At 37.6% G+C, this 19,197-nt stretch carries 18 protein-coding genes and 1 other annotated feature (1 of these 19 cut by a window edge); all 18 genes read right to left on the reverse strand.

Going from position 1 to position 19,197, the window contains the following annotated elements:
- Positions 1-8 precede the first annotated feature (8 nt).
- A complete protein-coding gene (gene rpmC / locus H8718_RS08990) occupies positions 9-212 on the reverse strand; it encodes a 50S ribosomal protein L29 (protein ID WP_249332643.1) in 204 nt (67 codons plus the stop codon).
- Complete coding sequence (rplP, locus tag H8718_RS08995) at positions 202-642, reverse strand: 50S ribosomal protein L16 (RefSeq protein ID WP_177670708.1); 441 nt, start codon at positions 640-642, stop codon at positions 202-204. Before rplP ends, rpmC begins: the two co-directional genes overlap by 11 nt.
- Positions 642-1,301 (reverse strand): 30S ribosomal protein S3, encoded by a 660-nt coding sequence (rpsC, locus tag H8718_RS09000; protein WP_177670707.1) that lies wholly within the window; start codon positions 1,299-1,301, stop codon positions 642-644. Before rpsC ends, rplP begins: the two co-directional genes overlap by 1 nt.
- Before the next feature lie 11 nt (positions 1,302-1,312).
- On the reverse strand, positions 1,313-1,699 hold the full coding sequence (rplV, locus tag H8718_RS09005; protein ID WP_177670705.1) for a 50S ribosomal protein L22: 387 nt from the start codon (positions 1,697-1,699) through the stop codon (positions 1,313-1,315).
- 27 nt (positions 1,700-1,726) lie between these two features.
- Positions 1,727-2,011, reverse strand: coding sequence for a 30S ribosomal protein S19 (gene rpsS / locus H8718_RS09010; protein ID WP_177670703.1), 285 nt, complete (start codon positions 2,009-2,011; stop codon positions 1,727-1,729).
- Positions 2,012-2,040: 29 nt separating this feature from the next.
- Complete coding sequence (rplB, locus tag H8718_RS09015; RefSeq protein WP_177670701.1) at positions 2,041-2,871, reverse strand: 50S ribosomal protein L2; 831 nt, start codon at positions 2,869-2,871, stop codon at positions 2,041-2,043.
- A 65-nt stretch (positions 2,872-2,936) separates the two neighbouring features.
- Positions 2,937-3,236: a 50S ribosomal protein L23 gene (gene rplW / locus H8718_RS09020; RefSeq protein ID WP_177670699.1), complete on the reverse strand. Its 300-nt coding sequence runs from the start codon at positions 3,234-3,236 to the stop codon at positions 2,937-2,939.
- A complete protein-coding gene (rplD, locus tag H8718_RS09025; protein WP_177670697.1) occupies positions 3,236-3,883 on the reverse strand; it encodes a 50S ribosomal protein L4 in 648 nt (215 codons plus the stop codon). Before rplD ends, rplW begins: the two co-directional genes overlap by 1 nt.
- 26 nt (positions 3,884-3,909) lie before the next feature.
- Positions 3,910-4,539, reverse strand: a complete 630-nt coding sequence (rplC, locus tag H8718_RS09030) for a 50S ribosomal protein L3 (protein ID WP_177670695.1) — start codon at positions 4,537-4,539, stop codon at positions 3,910-3,912.
- Between the two features lie 92 nt (positions 4,540-4,631).
- Positions 4,632-4,940 carry a 30S ribosomal protein S10 gene (gene rpsJ / locus H8718_RS09035; protein WP_053983227.1) on the reverse strand — a complete coding sequence of 103 codons (309 nt, stop codon included), beginning with the start codon at positions 4,938-4,940 and terminating at the stop codon, positions 4,632-4,634.
- An 847-nt stretch (positions 4,941-5,787) separates the two neighbouring features.
- Entirely contained in the window at positions 5,788-6,981 is a 1,194-nt protein-coding gene (gene tuf / locus H8718_RS09040) for an elongation factor Tu (protein WP_177670694.1), read from the reverse strand.
- Positions 6,982-7,087: 106 nt separating this feature from the next.
- Positions 7,088-9,172, reverse strand: coding sequence for an elongation factor G (gene fusA, locus H8718_RS09045; RefSeq protein WP_177670692.1), 2,085 nt, complete (start codon positions 9,170-9,172; stop codon positions 7,088-7,090).
- Positions 9,173-9,199: 27 nt separating this feature from the next.
- Entirely contained in the window at positions 9,200-9,670 is a 471-nt protein-coding gene (rpsG, locus tag H8718_RS09050; RefSeq protein WP_177670690.1) for a 30S ribosomal protein S7, read from the reverse strand.
- 153 nt (positions 9,671-9,823) lie between these two features.
- Positions 9,824-10,240: a 30S ribosomal protein S12 gene (gene rpsL / locus H8718_RS09055; RefSeq protein WP_177670688.1), complete on the reverse strand. Its 417-nt coding sequence runs from the start codon at positions 10,238-10,240 to the stop codon at positions 9,824-9,826.
- 163 nt (positions 10,241-10,403) lie between these two features.
- A complete protein-coding gene (gene rpoC / locus H8718_RS09060) occupies positions 10,404-13,931 on the reverse strand; it encodes a DNA-directed RNA polymerase subunit beta' (protein ID WP_249332644.1) in 3,528 nt (1,175 codons plus the stop codon).
- A 23-nt stretch (positions 13,932-13,954) separates the two neighbouring features.
- Entirely contained in the window at positions 13,955-17,815 is a 3,861-nt protein-coding gene (gene rpoB / locus H8718_RS09065; protein ID WP_177670684.1) for a DNA-directed RNA polymerase subunit beta, read from the reverse strand.
- Between the two features lie 368 nt (positions 17,816-18,183).
- On the reverse strand, positions 18,184-18,552 hold the full coding sequence (gene rplL, locus H8718_RS09070; protein WP_177670682.1) for a 50S ribosomal protein L7/L12: 369 nt from the start codon (positions 18,550-18,552) through the stop codon (positions 18,184-18,186).
- 53 nt (positions 18,553-18,605) lie between these two features.
- Positions 18,606-19,094 carry a 50S ribosomal protein L10 gene (rplJ, locus tag H8718_RS09075; RefSeq protein WP_177670680.1) on the reverse strand — a complete coding sequence of 163 codons (489 nt, stop codon included), beginning with the start codon at positions 19,092-19,094 and terminating at the stop codon, positions 18,606-18,608.
- A 23-nt stretch (positions 19,095-19,117) separates the two neighbouring features.
- Positions 19,118-19,197 (reverse strand) — a sequence feature (ribosomal protein L10 leader region); it runs 59 nt beyond the window's last position.

Here is a 19,197-nt window from a genome sequence, read left to right on the forward strand (position 1 = left end):
CCTCTCTATTACACTGCTTGTTTTTGTGTAATAATAGTTTGAATACGCGCAATATTTTTTCTTACTTCTTTGATTCTTGCTGTATTATCTAATTGGTTGGTAGCGTTTTGGAATCTTAAGTTGAAAAGTTCTTTTTTCGCATTCACCAATTCGATATTTAATTCTTCAGCTGATTTTGCTCTTAAATCTTCTAAGAATGCTTTAGTTTTCACTACCATCACCTGCCATTTCTTGTTCAGCACGAGATACGATCTTACATTTCATAGGTAATTTGTGAACTGCAAGTCTTAACGCTTCTCTTGCTATTTCTTCTGCTACACCTGATAATTCGAACATAACGCGTCCTGGTTTAACTACTGCTACCCAGTACTCTGGAGAACCTTTACCAGAACCCATGCGTGTTTCAGCTGGTTTAGCTGTTACTGGTTTATCTGGGAAGATTTTGATCCATACTTTACCACCACGTTTGATGTAACGTGTCATCGCGATACGGGCAGCTTCGATTTGGTTTGATGTAACCCAGCTTGGCTCTAAAGCAACAATACCGTATTCACCGTAAGTGATTTTATTTCCACGGGTAGCTTGGCCTTTCATACGTCCACGGAACTGTTTACGACGTTTAACTCTTTTAGGCATTAACATTAGTTATCGCTCCCTTCCTTTTTAGCTTTTTGAGGAAGTACTTCTCCTTTATACATCCATACTTTAACACCGATTTTACCGTATGTTGTATCTGCTTCAGCAAATCCATACTCAATATCAGCTCTTAATGTTTGAAGTGGAATTGTACCTTCTGAATATTGTTCTGTACGTGCCATTTCAGCACCACCTAAACGGCCTGAACATGCAACTTTAATACCTTTAACACCGAATTTTTGAGCTTTACCGATAGATTGTTTCATAGCTCTACGGAAAGATACACGGTTTTCTAATTGAAGTGCAATGTTTTCTGCTGTTAATTGAGCAGAAGTTTCTGGACGTTTAACTTCAACGATGTTGATAGAAACTTTTGCAGTTGTAAGTTTCTCTACTTCTTTACGAAGTGCATCGATAGATGCTCCACCTTTACCAATTACAATACCTGGTTTTGATGTGTGAACATGAACTCTTACGCGTTTTGACATTCTTTCGATATCAATTTTATCGATGCCAGCACTGTAAAGTTTCTTTTTGATATAATTTCTAATTTTGTTATCTTCTACTAGGTAGTTAGCAAAGTCTGTTTTATCAGCGTACCATTTTGCGCTCCAGTCTTTAATAACGCCTACTCTTAATCCATGAGGATTTACTTTTTGGCCCATACCTAACCTCCTTATCTCTCATTTAATACCACTGTAATGTGGCTTGTTTGTTTGTCGATTCTGTAAGCACGGCCTTGAGCACGAGGACGGATTCTTTTAAGTGTTGGTCCTTGTGTTGCGTATGCTTCTTCAACAAATAATTTGCTTACATCCATAGAATTGTTGTGCTCTGCATTAGCGATAGCTGATTTTAATACTTTTTCGATAACGTCAGCAGCATATCTTGGAGTGTATGCTAAGATAGCGAGTGCTGTTTGCACGTCTTTACCTTTGATTTGATCAAGCACGATTTTAGCTTTTGTGCTAGAAACACGTACGAATGTTACTTTAGCGCTTGGTCTTCTATCGTTATTTTGATTTCTTTCTCTTTTTATCTGGGTTCTATGTCCTTTTGCCATCGTAAGACCTCCTTCCGATATTATTTATTAGCGAACTCTTGATTTTTTCTCTGCGTCTTTACCATGTCCACGGTAAGTTCTTGTTAACGCGAATTCACCAAGTTTGTGTCCTACCATATCTTCTGTAATGAATACAGGAACATGTTTTCTACCATCATGAAGGGCAATTGTATGTCCTACCATTGTTGGGAAGATTGTTGAACGACGTGACCAAGATTTAATTACTTTTTTCTCATCTGCAGCATTCATTGCATCGATTTTTTTAAGTAAGTGTTGATCTGCGAATGGTCCTTTTTTAACTGAACGAGCCATTATAGATGCCTCCTTTCAAATACTTAAATTTATTTATTACGTGAACGTACAATATATTTATTTGAATGTTTGTTTTTCTTTCTTGTTTTGTATCCAAGAGCAGGTTTACCCCAAGGAGTACATGGATTTGGACGTCCAATTGGAGATCTACCTTCCCCACCACCATGAGGGTGATCGTTAGGGTTCATTACAGAACCACGAACTGTTGGGCGGATACCCATGTGACGTTTACGTCCAGCTTTACCAATTGTGATAAGTTCGTGATCAATGTTACCAACTTGTCCAATTGTAGCTTTACAATCGATTGGTAATAAACGCATTTCTCCTGATGGAAGTTTAACTGTTGCGTATTTACCTTCTTTAGCCATAAGTTGAGCTGACATACCAGCAGAACGAACTAATTGTCCACCTTTACCTGGTTTCATTTCAATGTTATGGATTGTTTGACCCACTGGAATATCTCTCATTCTAAGAGCATTACCTACACGGATCTCTGCTGTTTCACCGCTCATTACTTTTTGTCCAACTTGTAATCCAAGAGGAGCTAAAATGTAGCGTTTTTCACCATCTGCATAGCTAAGTAATGCGATGTTTGCTGTTCTGTTTGGATCGTATTCAACACCTACTACTGTAGCTGGAATGCCATCTTTATTACGTTTGAAGTCGATTACTCTGTATTTTAACTTGTAACCGCCACCACGGTGACGAACAGTGATTTTACCTTGGTTGTTTCTCCCTGAATTTTTCTTTAATGTTACAATTAAAGATTTCTCAGGAGTTGTTTTAGTGATTTCTTCAAATGTTGAAGAAGTCATATGTCTTCTAGAAGGGGTATAAGGTCTGTACTTTTTGATACCCATACTGTTTCACTCCTTTCAATCGTTTACGTTACACATAGCCGTGTGTTTCATCTTTTTCTATTTAACTACATTCCTTGGAAAAAGTCAATGTCTTTACTTGCTTCTGTAAGTTTTACGATTGCTTTTTTGTATTTGTTAGTTTTTCCAACTGTTCTTCCACGACGTTTTGTTTTTCCATCGTAATTCATAGTGTTTACTTTGTCTACTTTAACGCCGTCAAACATTTTTTCTACTGCATCTTTAACTTGAGATTTTGTAGCAGTTGGGTGTACTAGGAATGTATATTTCTTTTCTGCCATATCGTTCATACTTTTTTCAGTAACGACTGGTTTTAAAATGACGTCATAAAATTTTAAATCTGCCATTATGCGTACACCTCCTCAATTTTAGCTAATGCTTCTTTTGTTACTACAACTGTATCGTATTTTAAGATGTCGTATACGTTAATGTTGTTTACGTTTGCAGTTTTAACATTTTGGATGTTACGAGCTGCTAACATAACGTTTTTACTATTATCTGTAGCTCTACCTTCAGATACTTTATCTTCAGTTACGATTAAAGCTTTGTTAAGGTTTAATGCATTTAATACATTTACCATTGCTTTAGTCTTAGCTTCAGCTAATGTTAATTCATCTAATACGATAAATTTGCTTTCATTTACTCTTGTTGTAAGAGCTGATTTAAGAGCAAGTAATTTTTCTGTTCTGTTCATTTTGAATGAGTAATCACGTGGTTTTGGAGCAAATACTACCCCACCACCTGTCCATTGTGGTGAACGAATAGAACCTTGTCTAGCTCTACCTGTACCTTTTTGTTTCCATGGTTTTCTACCACCGCCACGTACTTCAGCACGTGTTTTAGCACTTTGAGTTCCTTGTCTTCTGTTAGCAAGGTATGCTAATACAGCAGAGTGAACTAAATTTTCTTTTACATCTACAGCAAAGATTGAATCTTTTAATTCAACTTCACCAACTTGTTGTCCGTTCATATTTAAAACAGATACGTTTGCCATCTTTGTTCCTCCTTTCTCAAGCAGCCTTAAGCTTTAACGCTGTCTTTGATTGTGATGATTGTTCCTTTTGAACCTGGAACAGCTCCTTTTACAAGGATTAAGTTTTTATCTGCATCTACTCTTACAACTTCAAGGTTTTGAACTGTAATTTGAACGCTACCCATATGTGATGGAAGACCTTTACCTTTCATTACACGACCTGGGCTTGTAGCAGCTCCCATAGAACCTGCAACTCTGTGTGATTTAGAACCGTGACCCATTGGTCCACGACTTTGACCATACTTTTTAATTGCGCCTTGGTAACCTTTACCTTTAGAGATACCTACAACGTCAATTTTGTCACCAGCTACGAATACGTCAGCTTTGATTTCAGCGCCTACTTCGTAAGCAGCAGTATCTTCTAAACGGAATTCTTTTAAGTGTTTTTTAGCAGTAACACCAGCTTTTGCAAAGTGACCTTTTTCTGGTTTAATAAGTTGTTTTTCTTTAGCATCGATGAAACCTACTTGGATCGCTTCGTATCCATCGTTTTCAACTGTTTTCTTTTGTACTACTGTACATGGGCCAGCTTCTAATACTGTAACTGGGATTAAGTTGTTAGCTTCATCAAAAATTTGTGTCATACCAATTTTTTTAGCTAAAATTGCTTTTTTCATCCTTTACACCTCCTAATATCTACAGCGGATTACCAACTTAGGGTAATCATACTAGACGATTAATAACCGTCCTAGTGTGTGTTTCTTACTTACTATCTAGCGTCAACTTTGATATCAACACCAGCTGGTAAGTCAAGACGCATTAATGCATCACCAGTTTTTGGTGTAGCTTCTACGTCGATTAATCTCTTATGAGTTCTCATTTCGAACTGCTCTCTAGAGTCTTTATATTTGTGTACCGCACGTAAGATTGTTACTACTTCCTTTTTAGTTGGAAGTGGGATTGGTCCACTTACTGTAGCTCCAGTTTTTTTCGCAATATCAACGATTTGCGCTGCAGTTTGATCGATTAATTTGTGATCATAAGCTTTTAATGTGATACGGATTTTTGGGCTTGCCATAAAAAAAGTCCCCTCCTTTTCGTACTTTATTTGAAGCAGCACGACTAGTGGTGACTGTACACTCATCCAGGTGTTTCACAAACTTATTTTTGCACATAGAGATAACCCCTACATACTTATAAATTTGTCGACCTAATATAAATGATACAGTGACTTGTCGTCTGGTTTCATGAACCGGACATTCGCTCCTCAGAAATCTGCTTATTACTAAGCAACAACCTTCTGGATCATCGTTCTCAATGTCACAACAAGTTGATTATACATGATATTTTTTGGTATTACAAGGTTTTTTTTGTTTTTTTATAAGATAATTTTTTCCAACTTGTTCAGACTACTTTTTTGCGAGTCATACTGTATATTATAGTACTTATTTTAGATTTTTAAAGTGTAATCATCTGGTAATTTTCTTATTCTTATTAGACACTTAAAGTATCTATTACATATTATCCTTTACAGATGATACAACTCGTTTAGTATTGGCTCTCTTCTTCTTCTTAACTCTTCTTCAAGGGGAATGCCCTTTAACTCTATCCTCTATTAGTACAATTCATTTCCCTTTCTTCATATAGAAGAAATTCCCTTTTATAAAGACTATTAATATAAATCACACTTTTAAATCTTCACTAAAAAAGATCTCTATAATATTCTATTAGCAACTTATAAAATAACTTATAGAACAATTTACAGCTGATTTATCTCTTAACCTACTCCTATCGCTCTATACTTCAATCCAACACATTTCCTTTATAAGCTTTATAGACATTATAGGCGAATATGAAATATAAATAAAAATAGATATTAAAAAAGCACATCCCTAGGGATGTGCTTTTTATACTCAAGGTATAAATTATTCGATGATTGATGCAACAGCACCAGAACCAACTGTACGTCCACCTTCACGGATAGCGAAACGTAAACCTTGAGCCATAGCGATTGGGTGAATTAACTCGATTGTCATTTCAACGTTATCGCCAGGCATGCACATTTCTGTACCTTCTGGTAATGTGATTACACCTGTTACGTCAGTTGTACGGAAGTAGAACTGAGGTCTGTAGTTTGAGAAGAATGGTTTATGACGGCCACCTTCTTCTTTTTTAAGAACGTATACTTGAGCTTTGAATTTTTTATGAGGTGTGATTGAACCTGGTTTACAAAGTACTTGACCACGTTCGATATCTGTTCTTTGAACACCACGAAGAAGTGCACCGATGTTATCACCAGCTTCAGCTTGTTCAAGAAGTTTACGGAACATTTCTACTCCTGTACAAACAACTTTACGAGTTTCTTCTTGGATACCAACGATTTCGATTTCGTCTTGAACTTTAAGAACACCTGATTCTACTCTACCTGTAGCAACTGTACCACGACCTGTGATTGAGAATACGTCTTCTACTGGCATAAGGAATGGTTTGTCAACGTCACGTTCTGGAGTTGGGATGTATTCATCGATGATTTCGAATAATTCAACGATTTTATCTCCCCATGGACCCATTGGATCGTTAAGAGCTTGAAGAGCTGAACCACGGATAACTGGTGTGTCATCGCCTGGGAATTCGTATTCATTTAATAATTCACGAATTTCCATTTCAACTAATTCTAATAATTCTTCGTCATCTACCATATCACATTTGTTTAAGAAAACAACGATGTATGGTACACCAACTTGGCGTGATAATAAGATATGTTCACGAGTTTGAGCCATAGGACCGTCTGTAGCAGCACATACAAGGATTGTACCATCCATTTGAGCAGCACCAGTGATCATGTTTTTAACGTAGTCAGCATGTCCTGGACAGTCAACGTGTGCGTAGTGACGAGCTGGAGTTTCGTACTCAACGTGAGCAGTAGAGATTGTGATACCACGTTCTCTTTCTTCTGGAGCTTTATCAATGTTCGCGAAGTCTACAGCTTCACCGAAGCCATATCTTTCATGAAGAGTTTTTGTGATTGCAGCTGTTAAAGTTGTTTTACCATGGTCAACGTGTCCGATTGTACCGATGTTAACGTGTGGCTTACTTCTTTCAAATTTAGCTTTAGCCATTTTGAATTTCCTCCTTTTATTTGGCTGAGTTTTACTCAGATTAGTTTCATTATATTTAATTTGCAGCTACTTTGCAAGTAGCTGCAAAGGTAAATCTTGTATAAAATTATGCTTTTCTGTCAGCAATAACTTTATCTTGGATATTTTTTGGACATTGTTCGTAGTGATCAAATTCCATTGAGTAGTTACCACGACCTTGAGTTCTTGAACGAAGATCTGTAGCATATCCAAACATTTCTGAAAGTGGAACGTAAGCTCTAATTTCTTGAGCACCATTTCTAGCTTCCATACCTTCCATACGACCACGACGTGAGTTAATGTTACCAATAACATCACCCATGTAATCATCTGGAACAGTTACGATTACTTTCATGATTGGTTCAAGAAGTAATCCACCAGCTTTTTTCATAGCATCTTTAACTGCAAGAGAACCTGCAACTTTGAATGCCATTTCTGATGAATCGACATCATGGTATGAACCATCATAACAATCCGCTTTGATACCAAGTACTGGGTAACCTGCAAGAGGACCACTTGAAAGTGCTTCTTGGATACCTTTGTCAACAGCTGGGATGTATTCTTTAGGAATTGATCCACCAACTACTGAGTTTACGAATTCGTAAGTATGTTCAGAGTTAGGATCAAGTCTTGTGAATCGAACTTTACAGTGACCGTATTGTCCACTACCACCAGACTGACGAACGAATTTAGAATCAATATCAACATCAGAAGCAAGAGTTTCTTTGTATGCTACTTGTGGTGCACCAACGTTAGCTTCTACTTTGAATTCACGAAGTAGACGGTCAACGATGATTTCAAGGTGAAGTTCACCCATACCAGCGATGATTGTTTGTCCTGTATCAGTATCTGTGTAAGTTTTGAATGTTGGATCTTCCTCTGCAAGTTTTGCAAGAGCAATACCCATTTTTTCTTGACCTGCTTTTGTTTTTGGTTCAATGGCAACAGAGATAACTGGCTCTGGGAATTCCATTGACTCAAGGATAACTGGATGATCTTCATCACAAAGTGTATCCCCTGTTGTAGTTCCTTTAAGACCTACAGCAGCAGCGATATCTCCTGAGTATACTCTGTCGATATCTTGACGTGCGTTAGCATGCATCTGTACGATACGGCCTACACGCTCTTTTTTACCTTTTACTGAGTTGTATACATATGAACCTGAATCAAGTGTACCTGAGTATACACGGAAGAATGCAAGTTTACCAACGAATGGGTCAGTCATAATTTTGAATGCAAGAGCAGCAAATGGCTCTTCATCAGAAGAATGTTTCTCCATTTCTTCACCAGTATCAGGGTTAATACCTTTGATAGCTGGGATATCTGTTGGTGCTGGCATGTATGCTACTACAGCATCAAGTAATCTTTGAACACCTTTATTTCTGTAAGCTGTACCACAGAATACAGGAATGATTTGTACATTGATTACCGCATTACGAAGTGCAGCTTTTAATTCATCAAGAGTGATTTCTTCACCCTCGAAGTATTTCATCATAAGCTCTTCATCTGTTTCACAAATAGCTTCGATTGCTGCAGCTCTATATTCTTCAGCTTTATCAGCCATATCAGCTGGAATATCTGTACATTCGATGTCTTTACCTAAGTCATCTTTGTAGATATAAGCTTTATTTTCTAATAAGTCGATGATCCCAACGAAATCATCTTCTGCACCAATTGGTAATTGCATTGGAACAGCATTTGCACCAAGACGTGATCTCATCATGCTTACTGCATTGTAGAAATCAGCTCCCATGATGTCCATTTTGTTAACGAACGCCATACGTGGTACGTGATATTTGTCAGCTTGACGCCAAACAGTCTCTGATTGTGGTTCAACCCCACCTTTAGCACAGAATACACCGATAGCAGCATCAAGTACACGAAGTGAACGTTCAACTTCAACTGTGAAGTCTACGTGCCCAGGAGTATCAATGATGTTGATACGGTTGTTATTCCAGAAACAAGTTGTTGCAGCAGATGTGATAGTGATACCACGTTCTTGCTCTTGTTCCATCCAGTCCATAGTAGCTGTACCTTCATGGCTTTCACCAATCTTGTGATTTCTACCTGTATAGAAAAGGATACGTTCTGTAAGAGTTGTTTTACCAGCGTCGATATGAGCCATGATACCAATATTTCTGGTACGCTCAAGTGGATATTCTCTTCCTGCCAAGGTAATGCCTCCTTAAGGTTATAAAACCTAGAATCTGTAATGAGCAAATGCTTTGTTTGCTTCTGCCATTTTGTGTGTATCTTCTTTTTTCTTAACTGATCCACCTGTATTATTAAGTGCATCTAAGATTTCAGCAGCTAATGCTTCTGTTGTTGTTCTCTCACCACGGTTACGTGTGTAAGTTGTTAACCAACGAAGTCCTAATGTTTGACGTCTTTCTGGACGAACTTCCATAGGTACTTGGTAAGTAGCACCCCCTACGCGGCGTGCTTTTACTTCTAATACTGGCATGATGTTTTCTAAAGCTTCTTGGAAAACCTCTAAAGCATCTCTACCTGTTTTTTCTGCAATGATGTCAAACGCACCATATACGATTTTTTGTGCAGTTCCTCTTTTACCATCAAGCATGATGTTATTAATAAGTTTAGTAACAAGCTTGCTGTTGTATAATGGATCTGCTAATACGTCTCTTTTTGCAACATGTCCTTTACGTGGCACGGTCTTCCCTCCTTAACTAATATTGTGATAAATCATCGGTACTCGTCCCCCCTTTGGGGGATCGTGCGTGCCCTAATCTCATCTATATTAAACGCTCTCTAGCAGTTTATATTCATAAGCGGGCACCGATAAGTTTAAGCACTTATCTTGAAATTATTTTTGTTTTGGTTTTTTTGCACCGTATTTAGAACGAGCTTGGTTTCTTTTAGCAACACCAGCTGTATCTAAAGTACCACGTACGATATGGTAACGTGTACCTGGTAAGTCTTTTACTCTACCACCACGGATAAGAACAACGCTATGTTCTTGTAAGTTGTGTCCTTCACCTGGAATGTAAGCTGTTACTTCGATCCCGTTTGTAAGACGTACTCTGGCAATCTTACGAAGAGCAGAGTTAGGTTTTTTAGGTGTAGCTGTTTTTACTGCTGTACAAACACCTCTTTTTTGTGGAGCTGAGATATCTGTAGCGCGTTTTTGTAAAGAGTTGAACCCTTTTTGTAACGCTGGTGCAGTAGATTTTTTCTCGATTGATTTTCTGCCTTTACGTACTAACTGATTAAATGTAGGCATTCTGGCACCTCCTCGCTTAAATGAATAATTACTGCTTATTGCAGTTTGTACTGTGGAATATATCACACACTGAACGATTTTATCATTCTACAATGCAAATGTCAAGGTTGAAATTTTTTGGAATAAAAAAGCCGCCTTAGGTAAGGCGGCTTTCTAAAACCCTTTAAAAATCAGCTACTTCGATATTTATCTTACGATATCTATCCATACCTGTTCCCGCAGGGATAAGTTTACCAATAATTACATTCTCTTTAAGACCGATAAGTGGGTCCATTTTTCCTTTAATTGCTGCTTCTGTAAGAACTCTTGTTGTTTCTTGGAATGAAGCTGCTGAAAGGAATGATTCTGTAGCAAGAGATGCTTTAGTAATACCAAGTAAAGTTGTTTTACCTGTAGCTGGTTCTAAGCCCTCTGCCTCCATTTGATTGTTTACATCCTCAAATTCAAGGATATCTACTAAGCTACCTGGAAGAAGATCTGTATCTCCATTTTCTTCAATCTTAACTTTTTTAAGCATTTGTCTAACGATAACTTCAACGTGTTTATCGTTGATGTCTACCCCTTGAAGACGGTAAACGCGTTGAACTTCTTGAAGCATATAGTCTTGTACGCCACGAACACCTTTAATTTTAAGGATATCATGTGGATTTACACTACCTTCTGTAAGCTCATCACCCGCTTCAATATAAGTACCATCTAATACTTTAATACGTGATCCATAAGGAATAAGGTAAGTTTTTGACTGACCACTTTCGTTATCAGTAATTGTTACTTCACGTTTTTTCTTAGTTTCAGTAATTGTTACAACACCACCAAACTCTGCGATGATTGCAAGACCTTTTGGTTTACGTGCTTCGAATAACTCTTCGATACGTGGAAGACCTTGTGTGATATCATCTCCAGCGATACCTCCTGTATGGAATGTACGCATTGTAAGCTGTGTACCTGGCTCACCGATAGACTGAGCAGCGATAATACCAACTGATTCCCCTACTCTTACTTCGTTGCCAGATGCCATGTTTGCACCGTAACATCTTGCACATACACCAATCTTAGATTTACATGTAAGTGCTGTTCTAATTTTAACTTTTTCAATACCAAGATCATCAATGTATTCTGCAACATTTGGTCTAATCATTTTATTTGCTTCAATGATTACTTCACCAGTTTCTGGATGTACAACTGGCTCTGCTGCAAAACGACCTGTAATTCTTTCACTTAATGGTTCAATTACTTCTGCACCATCTTTGAATGCTTTTACCCACATACCTGGAATCGCTGCATCATCATCATGACGACAGTCTCTCTCTCTGATGATAACATCTTGAGATACGTCTACCAGACGACGTGTAAGGTATCCTGAATCGGCTGTACGAAGCGCTGTATCGGCAAGACCTTTACGAGCACCATGGGCAGAAATAAAGTATTCAAGTACAGATAAACCTTCACGGAAGTTAGCTTTGATTGGAAGCTCGATGATACGTCCTGATGGAGATGCCATAAGACCACGCATACCTGCAAGCTGTTTAATCTGGTTGTTAGAACCACGGGCACCAGAGTGAGCCATCATGTAGATAGGGTTGTATCTTCCAAGTCCATCAAGAAGAGCTTTAGTAATCTTATCGTTGGCTGTATTCCATGCTTGGATTACTTTATTGTAACGTTCTTCATCTGTCATAAGACCACGTTTAAACAGTTTTGTTACATGGTCTACTGCTTTATCTGCTTCAGCTAAATATTCACCTTTTTTCTCTGGAATAACCATATCAGATACTGATACTGTAAGAGATCCACGAGTTGAGAACTTAAAGCCTAAGTCTTTAATGTTGTCAAGCAGGATAGCTGTATCAGTTGCACCATGTGTATTAATGCATTTTTTAATTAATTTACCTAGTTCTTTTTTACCAACTAAGAAATCAATTTCATATTTGAATTCATTCTCTGGTTTACTGCGATCTACGAAACCAAGATCTTGAGGAATTACTTCATTATAGATAATACGTCCAACTGTTGTTTCTGTAATACCTGTTTTCATTTCTCCATTGATTTCGATTGTACGACGCACTTTAATACGAGCATGAAGTGTAATAACACCATTTGTGTAAGCTAAAATCGCTTCAGCTTCATCTTTGAAGTATTTACCTTCGCCTTCTTCGCCTTCTTTATCAAGTGTTAAGTAGTAAGTACCAAGAACCATATCCTGAGATGGAACTGCTACTGGGCCACCATCTGAAGGTTTAAGTAAGTTATTTGGAGCTAAAAGAAGGAAACGACATTCTGTTTGTGCCTCTACAGATAATGGTACGTGAACCGCCATCTGGTCACCATCGAAGTCAGCATTGTAAGCTGTACATACAAGTGGGTGAAGTTTAAGTGCACGACCTTCAACTAATACAGGTTCGAATGCCTGAATACCTAAACGGTGAAGTGTAGGGGCACGGTTAAGCATAACTGGATGCTCACGAATAACTTCTTCGAGTACATCCCAAACTTCTGGGTGAAGTCTTTCAATCATGTGTTTAGCATTTTTAATGTTATGTGCTAATCCATCAGAAACGAGTTTTTTCATAACGAATGGTTTGAATAACTCGATAGCCATTTCTTTTGGTAAACCACATTGGTAAAGTTTAAGTGATGGTCCTACTACGATAACTGAACGTCCAGAGTAGTCAACACGTTTACCAAGTAAGTTTTGACGGAAACGACCTGCTTTACCTTTAAGCATGTCTGATAAAGATTTAAGTGCACGGTTACCAGGACCTGTTACTGGTCTACCACGTCTACCATTGTCGATAAGCGCATCAACAGCTTCTTGAAGCATACGTTTTTCGTTACGAACAATAATATTAGGAGCACCAAGATCAAGAAGACGTTTTAAACGGTTATTACGGTTGATTACTCTTCTGTAAAGGTCGTTTAAGTCTGATGTTGCAAAACGTCCACCATCAAGCTGGATCATAGGTCTTAAATCTGGTGGTAATACTGGAACAACGTCAAGAATCATCCATTCTGGTTTATTGCCAGAAATTCTAAACGCTTCAATTACTTCTAAGCGTTTAATGATACGAATACGTTTTTGTCCTGTAGTATCTTTAAGAGCAGCTTTAAGTTCAATACTTTCAGCCTCAAGATCGATATCTTGAAGAAGTTTTTTAATAGCTTCAGCACCCATTTCAGCTGTAAATGAGCCCCAACCATATTTTTCTTCTGCTTCTCTAAATTCTTTTTCTGTAAGTACTTCTTTATATGATAAACCTGTATCTTTAGGGTCTGTCACAATATAGCATGCAAAATAAAGGATTTTCTCTAATAATCTTGGTGAAAGATTTAAGATAAGTCCCATTCTACTTGGTATACCTTTAAAGTACCAGATGTGAGACACAGGAGCTGCAAGCTCAATGTGTCCCATTCTTTCACGGCGTACTTTTGCTTTTGTAACTTCAACGCCACAACGATCACAAACTACACCTTTATATCTGATACGTTTGTATTTACCACAATGACATTCCCAGTCTTTGCTAGGTCCAAATATTTTTTCACAAAATAGCCCATCACGTTCAGGTCTTTGTGTACGGTAGTTAATTGTTTCTGGTTTTTTTACTTCTCCTCTAGACCATTCACGGATTTTATCTGGGGAAGCTAATCCAATTCTTATTGCTTCAAATAGGATTGATTGATCCATATTAGTCATGACCTTTACTCCCTTCTAAGCTTTTATAAATCCAAATCATCTAATGAATCTTCAAATAAATCTTCTACAACTGCATCATCAAAGTCAAAGTCTAATGCTTCTTCTTCAAGGTCAGACTCTGATTCTAATAAATCTGTTTCAGTTAATTCAACATCTTCATCAATGAATTCTGGATTTTGTGGTGCACCTTCAACGCCTTCAATGTTAACAGCAAGACCTTCTCCCTCTTCAACACTTTCTTTGATTTGAAGTTCAGTCATATCGCTAGTTAATACACGTACATCAAGTGCTAAAGATTGAAGTTCTTTAAGAAGAACTTTGAATGATTCTGGAATACCTGGTTCAGGTATATTTTCACCTTTAACGATCGCTTCGTAAGTTTTAACACGTCCAACAACGTCGTCAGATTTGATAGTAAGAATTTCTTGTAATGTGTACGCAGCACCATAAGCTTCAAGTGCCCAAACCTCCATCTCACCGAAACGCTGACCACCAAATTGTGCTTTACCACCAAGAGGTTGTTGTGTAATTGTTGCATATGGTCCTGTAGAACGCGCATGCATCTTATCATCAACTAAGTGGTGAAGTTTAAGGTAATGCATGTACCCTACTGTTACAGGGTTATCAAATGGTTCGCCTGTTCTACCGTCACGAAGTTGTACTTTACCTGTACGATCGATAGGAACACCCTCCCATTCACTACGGTGGTCTAAGTTTTCTTCAAGATAGTTATACACACTTTCATCAATGCGATCTTTCCATTTTTCTGTGAATTCTTCCCATGTGCGGTTTACATAGTCATTTGCCATTTCAAGTGTATCCATGATGTCATATTCGTTAGCACCATCGAATACTGGTGTTGCAATCTTAAAGCCAAGAGCTTTTGATGCAAGACCTAAATGGACTTCAAGTACCTGACCGATGTTCATACGAGATGGTACGCCTAGTGGGTTAAGTACAATATCAAGAGGTCTACCGTTTGGAAGGAATGGCATATCTTCTACTGGAAGTACTCTTGAGATAACCCCTTTGTTACCATGTCGACCCGCCATTTTATCCCCAACAGAGATTTTTCTCTTCTGAGCGATATAACAACGAACCATTTTGTTTACACCTGGAGATAATTCATCACCATTTTCACGTGTAAATACTTTAACATCTACAATGATACCAGCTTCACCATGAGGTACGCGTAAAGATGTATCTCTTACCTCACGTACTTTCTCACCGAAGATTGCACGAAGAAGTCTTTCTTCTGCTGTAAGTTCTGTCTCACCTTTTGGTGTTACACGACCTACTAAGATATCGCCTGAACGTACTTCAGCACCAATACGGATAATACCTCTTTCATCAAGGTCTTTAAGTGCATCTTCACCTACGTTTGGAATATCTCTTGTAATTTCTTCTGGACCTACTTTAGTATCACGCGCTTCTACTTCATATTCTTCAATATGAACAGATGTGTAGATATCTTCTTTAATAAGTCTTTCACTTAAAAGGATAGCATCCTCGTAGTTGTAACCTTCCCAAGTCATGAAACCAATAAGTGGGTTTTGACCAAGAGCAAGTTCACCATGATCTGTTGAAGGACCATCTGCAAGTACATCACCTTTTTTGATCACATCACCTTTGTTGATGATTGGTCTTTGGTTGATACATGTACCTTGGTTACTTCTTGAGAATTTAGTTAATTTATAAACGTGTTTTTTACCATCTTCTGATTTGATGATAATTTCATCTGATGTTACTTTTTCTGCAATACCGTCTTCTCTAGCAATTACAAGTACACCTGAGTCTACTGCAGCCTTATGTTCCATACCTGTACCTACAATTGGGCTATTTGTACGGATAAGTGGTACTGCCTGACGTTGCATGTTGGCACCCATTAGGGCACGGTTAGCATCATCATTTTCAAGGAAAGGAATCATTGCTGTCGCAACAGATACAATCTGTTTTGGAGAAATATCCATAAGATCGATTTCTTTATAATCAAATTCAAGGATTTCTTCACGACGACGTGCTCTTACCTTTTTATTTACAAATTCTCTATTTTCATTAAGCTCTTCTGTAGCTTGACATACTGTGTAGTTATCTTCCTCATCTGCTGTAATATAGATGTAGTCATCTGTTACACGTGGCACACCTGTGCTCTTATCAATGATACGGTATGGTGCTTCAATAAAGCCATATTCGTTAATACGTGCGAATGTAGCAAGTGAGTTAATAAGACCGATGTTTGGACCCTCAGGAGTTTCGATAGGACACATACGACCATAGTGTGAATGGTGAACGTCACGTACCTCGAACCCTGCACGTTCTCTTGAAAGACCACCTGGTCCTAACGCAGATAATCTACGTTTGTGAGTAAGTTCAGCAAGAGGGTTATTTTGATCCATGAACTGTGAAAGCTGTGAACTACCAAAGAATTCTTTGATTGCAGCTGTTACAGGTCTAATATTAATGAATGTTTGTGGACTGATAGCTTCTGAATCTTGAACTGTCATTCTTTCACGCACTACTCTTTCCATACGAGCAAGACCGATACGGAATTGGTTTTGAAGGAGTTCTCCTACGGCACGAATACGACGGTTACCAAGGTGGTCAATGTCATCTTTATGTCCTAATTCATATTCTAAGTGAATATTATAGTTGATAGAAGCTAAGATATCTTCTAATGTAATGTGTTTTGGTACAAGTTCATTATGTCTTTCGATTAATGCTTTCTTGATATCCTCTTCATCATCAAATTCTTCAATAATACGTACTAATGCTGGATAATATACAGTATCTTTGATACCTACTTCATCAGCATCAATAGTAGGGAAGAAGTGTGAAAGTTCTACTGTTTGGTTAGTAAGTACTTTAACAGGACGATCTGTCTCTGGTACTGAAACATATACATATGCTACACCAGTATTTTGGATCTTATCTGCTAAAGAAAGAGATACTTTCTCTCCTGCACTTGCAACAACTTCACCTGTGAACATATCCACAACGTCCTCAGCAAGTTTAGCACCTGTGATACGGTTTCTAAGCGCAAGTTTTTTGTTGAATTTATAGCGACCTACTTTAGCAAGGTCATATCTACGAGGGTCAAAGAACATATTGCCTAAAAGTGTTTGAGCACTTTCTACAGTTGGTGGTTCACCTGGGCGAATACGTTTATAAATCTCTAAAAGACCTTCTTCGTAAGTTTTAGTAGTATCTTTCTCGATTGTTTGAAGAATTTTTGGTTCTTCCCCAAATGTTTCAAGAATTTCTGCATCACTACCAAGACCTAATGCACGTAATAATACAGTTACAGGAACTTTACGTGTACGGTCTACTCTTACATAGAAAATATCGTTTGAATCAGTTTCATACTCAAGCCATGCACCACGGTTAGGAATAACTGTTGCTGAGAAGAGTTTTTTACCGATTTTATCAAAATCAATAGCATAATAAATACCAGGAGAACGTACTAACTGGCTAACAATAACACGTTCAGCACCATTAATAATGAAAGTACCGTTTTCTGTCATAAGTGGGAAATCACCCATGAACACATCGTTATCGATTGTTTCTCCTGTTTCTTTGTTATGAAGACGCGCTTTTACTTTAAGAGCGGCACTATAGTTAGTGTCTCTTTCTTTCGCTTCTTCTACTGAATATTTAGGTTTGCTGTCTAGAACAAAGTCTACAAATTCAAGACTAAGGTTACCATTGAAATCTGTAATTGGTGAAATGTCTTGGAATACTTCTTTTAGTCCCTCTTTAAGGAACCAGTTGTAAGAATCTTTTTGTACTTCGATAAGGTTTGGAATTTCAAAGATTTCGTCTGTGCTTGCATAGCTCATACGAATTTGTTTGCCCACATTAATAGGACGAATTTTAGATTTTTGCATGTGTTCTCTCACCCCTTGCAAAATTTATAAATCATGCAACAAAAGCTGCATTATTTCGAGTTGAATAATAATCATAATCTACTTTAATAATATTAAAATTTTGCATTGTCATACATTAAAGTAAGATTATGTATTGTCAAGCTGATAGGCATATGCTATAATACTAGCATAATTATTTACATATTGACACATTCTAATATGCTATCAGAAAAAAAAGGGTAAGTCAACCCTTTTTTCTTATTTTATGGATAAGCATTTTAAATATAGCATTCATGGTAGTTTCTTTCAAGGGGAACTACTTATTTTTTTACCCTTTTTAGGAAAAATAAAAGACAGCCTTATGAGCTGCCTTTTAAACATAACCGAAATTATTTTAATGTAACTTTAGCGCCAACTTCTTCTAATTTAGCTTTGATTGCTTCAGCTTCTTCTTTAGCTACGCCTTCTTTAAGAACTTTTGGAGTTCCTTCTGTTACTTCTTTAGCTTCTTTTAAGCCAAGACCTGTGATTTCACGAACCACTTTGATTACTTTGATTTTTTCTGAACCAGCATCTGTTAATTCAACGTCGAATTCTGTTTTTTCTTCTGCTGCTGCACCTGGTGCTGCTGCTACCATAACGCCTGCTGCTGCTGATACACCGAATTCTTCTTCACAAGCTGTTACTAAATCGTTTAATTCTAAAATTGTTAATTCTTTAATAGCTTCCATGATTTCTTGGATTGATAATTTTGCCATGATAAGCACCTCCGTAAATTTTAATTTAAATAGCGAACTGTACGTTCTTTAGATTATTCTGCGTCTTTTTCTGCAACTTGTTTAATAACACGTGCAAAGCTTGCAATAGGTGATTTGAAGCTTCCAAGTAAACGACCAAGTAATTCTTCTCTTGGAGCGATATTACCGATAGCTAACATACCATTTGCATCATAGTAAGTACCTTCAACAACACCGCCTTTGAATTCTAACTTCTCGTTAGCTTTTGCAACTTTTGCTAATACTCTAGGACCAGCAGTTGCATCTTCGTAGCTGATTGCGATAGCTGTAGGTCCTTCAAGATGTTTAGAAATAGCTTCGAACTCTGTACCTTGAACTGCGAAGTTTACCATAGTGTTTTTGTATACTCTGTACTCAACACCTGCTTCACGAAGTTCTTTACGAAGAGTTGTATCTTGTTCTACTGTAAGACCACGATAGTCTACTAAAAGAACAGAACTTGCGCCTTCTAATTTTGCTTTAATTTGATCAACAACAACTTGTTTTTGTTCAACTTTTGCCATTGTTACACCTCCTAATTCCAGGTTATGTCAAAAAAATACCACTTTGCTTCTTTCCGCAGGCAAAGTGGTGATACATCCGTCCATCTATGATATAGACCTCGGT

Origin of the sequence: Zhenhengia yiwuensis (assembly GCF_014384995.1) — a bacterium.
Taxonomy (GTDB): Bacteria; Bacillota; Clostridia; order Lachnospirales; family Cellulosilyticaceae; genus Zhenhengia; species Zhenhengia yiwuensis.

Bases quoted from the DNA above. Each gene is read 5' to 3' on its own strand.
- rplP (WP_177670708.1), bottom strand. From the start codon at position 642: ATGTTAATGCCTAAAAGAGTTAAACGTCGTAAACAGTTCCGTGGACGT.
- rpsC (WP_177670707.1), bottom strand. From the start codon at position 1,301: ATGGGCCAAAAAGTAAATCCTCATGGATTAAGAGTAGGCGTTATTAAA.
- rplV (WP_177670705.1), bottom strand. From the start codon at position 1,699: ATGGCAAAAGGACATAGAACCCAGATAAAAAGAGAAAGAAATCAAAAT.
- rpsS (WP_177670703.1), bottom strand. From the start codon at position 2,011: ATGGCTCGTTCAGTTAAAAAAGGACCATTCGCAGATCAACACTTACTT.
- rplB (WP_177670701.1), bottom strand. From the start codon at position 2,871: ATGGGTATCAAAAAGTACAGACCTTATACCCCTTCTAGAAGACATATG.
- rplW (WP_177670699.1), bottom strand. From the start codon at position 3,236: ATGGCAGATTTAAAATTTTATGACGTCATTTTAAAACCAGTCGTTACT.
- rplD (WP_177670697.1), bottom strand. From the start codon at position 3,883: ATGGCAAACGTATCTGTTTTAAATATGAACGGACAACAAGTTGGTGAA.
- rplC (WP_177670695.1), bottom strand. From the start codon at position 4,539: ATGAAAAAAGCAATTTTAGCTAAAAAAATTGGTATGACACAAATTTTT.
- rpsJ (WP_053983227.1), bottom strand. From the start codon at position 4,940: ATGGCAAGCCCAAAAATCCGTATCACATTAAAAGCTTATGATCACAAA.
- tuf (WP_177670694.1), bottom strand. From the start codon at position 6,981: ATGGCTAAAGCTAAATTTGAAAGAAGTAAGCCACACGTTAACATCGGT.
- rpsL (WP_177670688.1), bottom strand. From the start codon at position 10,240: ATGCCTACATTTAATCAGTTAGTACGTAAAGGCAGAAAATCAATCGAG.
- rpoC (WP_249332644.1), bottom strand. From the start codon at position 13,931: ATGACTAATATGGATCAATCAATCCTATTTGAAGCAATAAGAATTGGA.
- rpoB (WP_177670684.1), bottom strand. From the start codon at position 17,815: ATGCAAAAATCTAAAATTCGTCCTATTAATGTGGGCAAACAAATTCGT.
- rplL (WP_177670682.1), bottom strand. From the start codon at position 18,552: ATGGCAAAATTATCAATCCAAGAAATCATGGAAGCTATTAAAGAATTA.
- rplJ (WP_177670680.1), bottom strand. From the start codon at position 19,094: ATGGCAAAAGTTGAACAAAAACAAGTTGTTGTTGATCAAATTAAAGCA.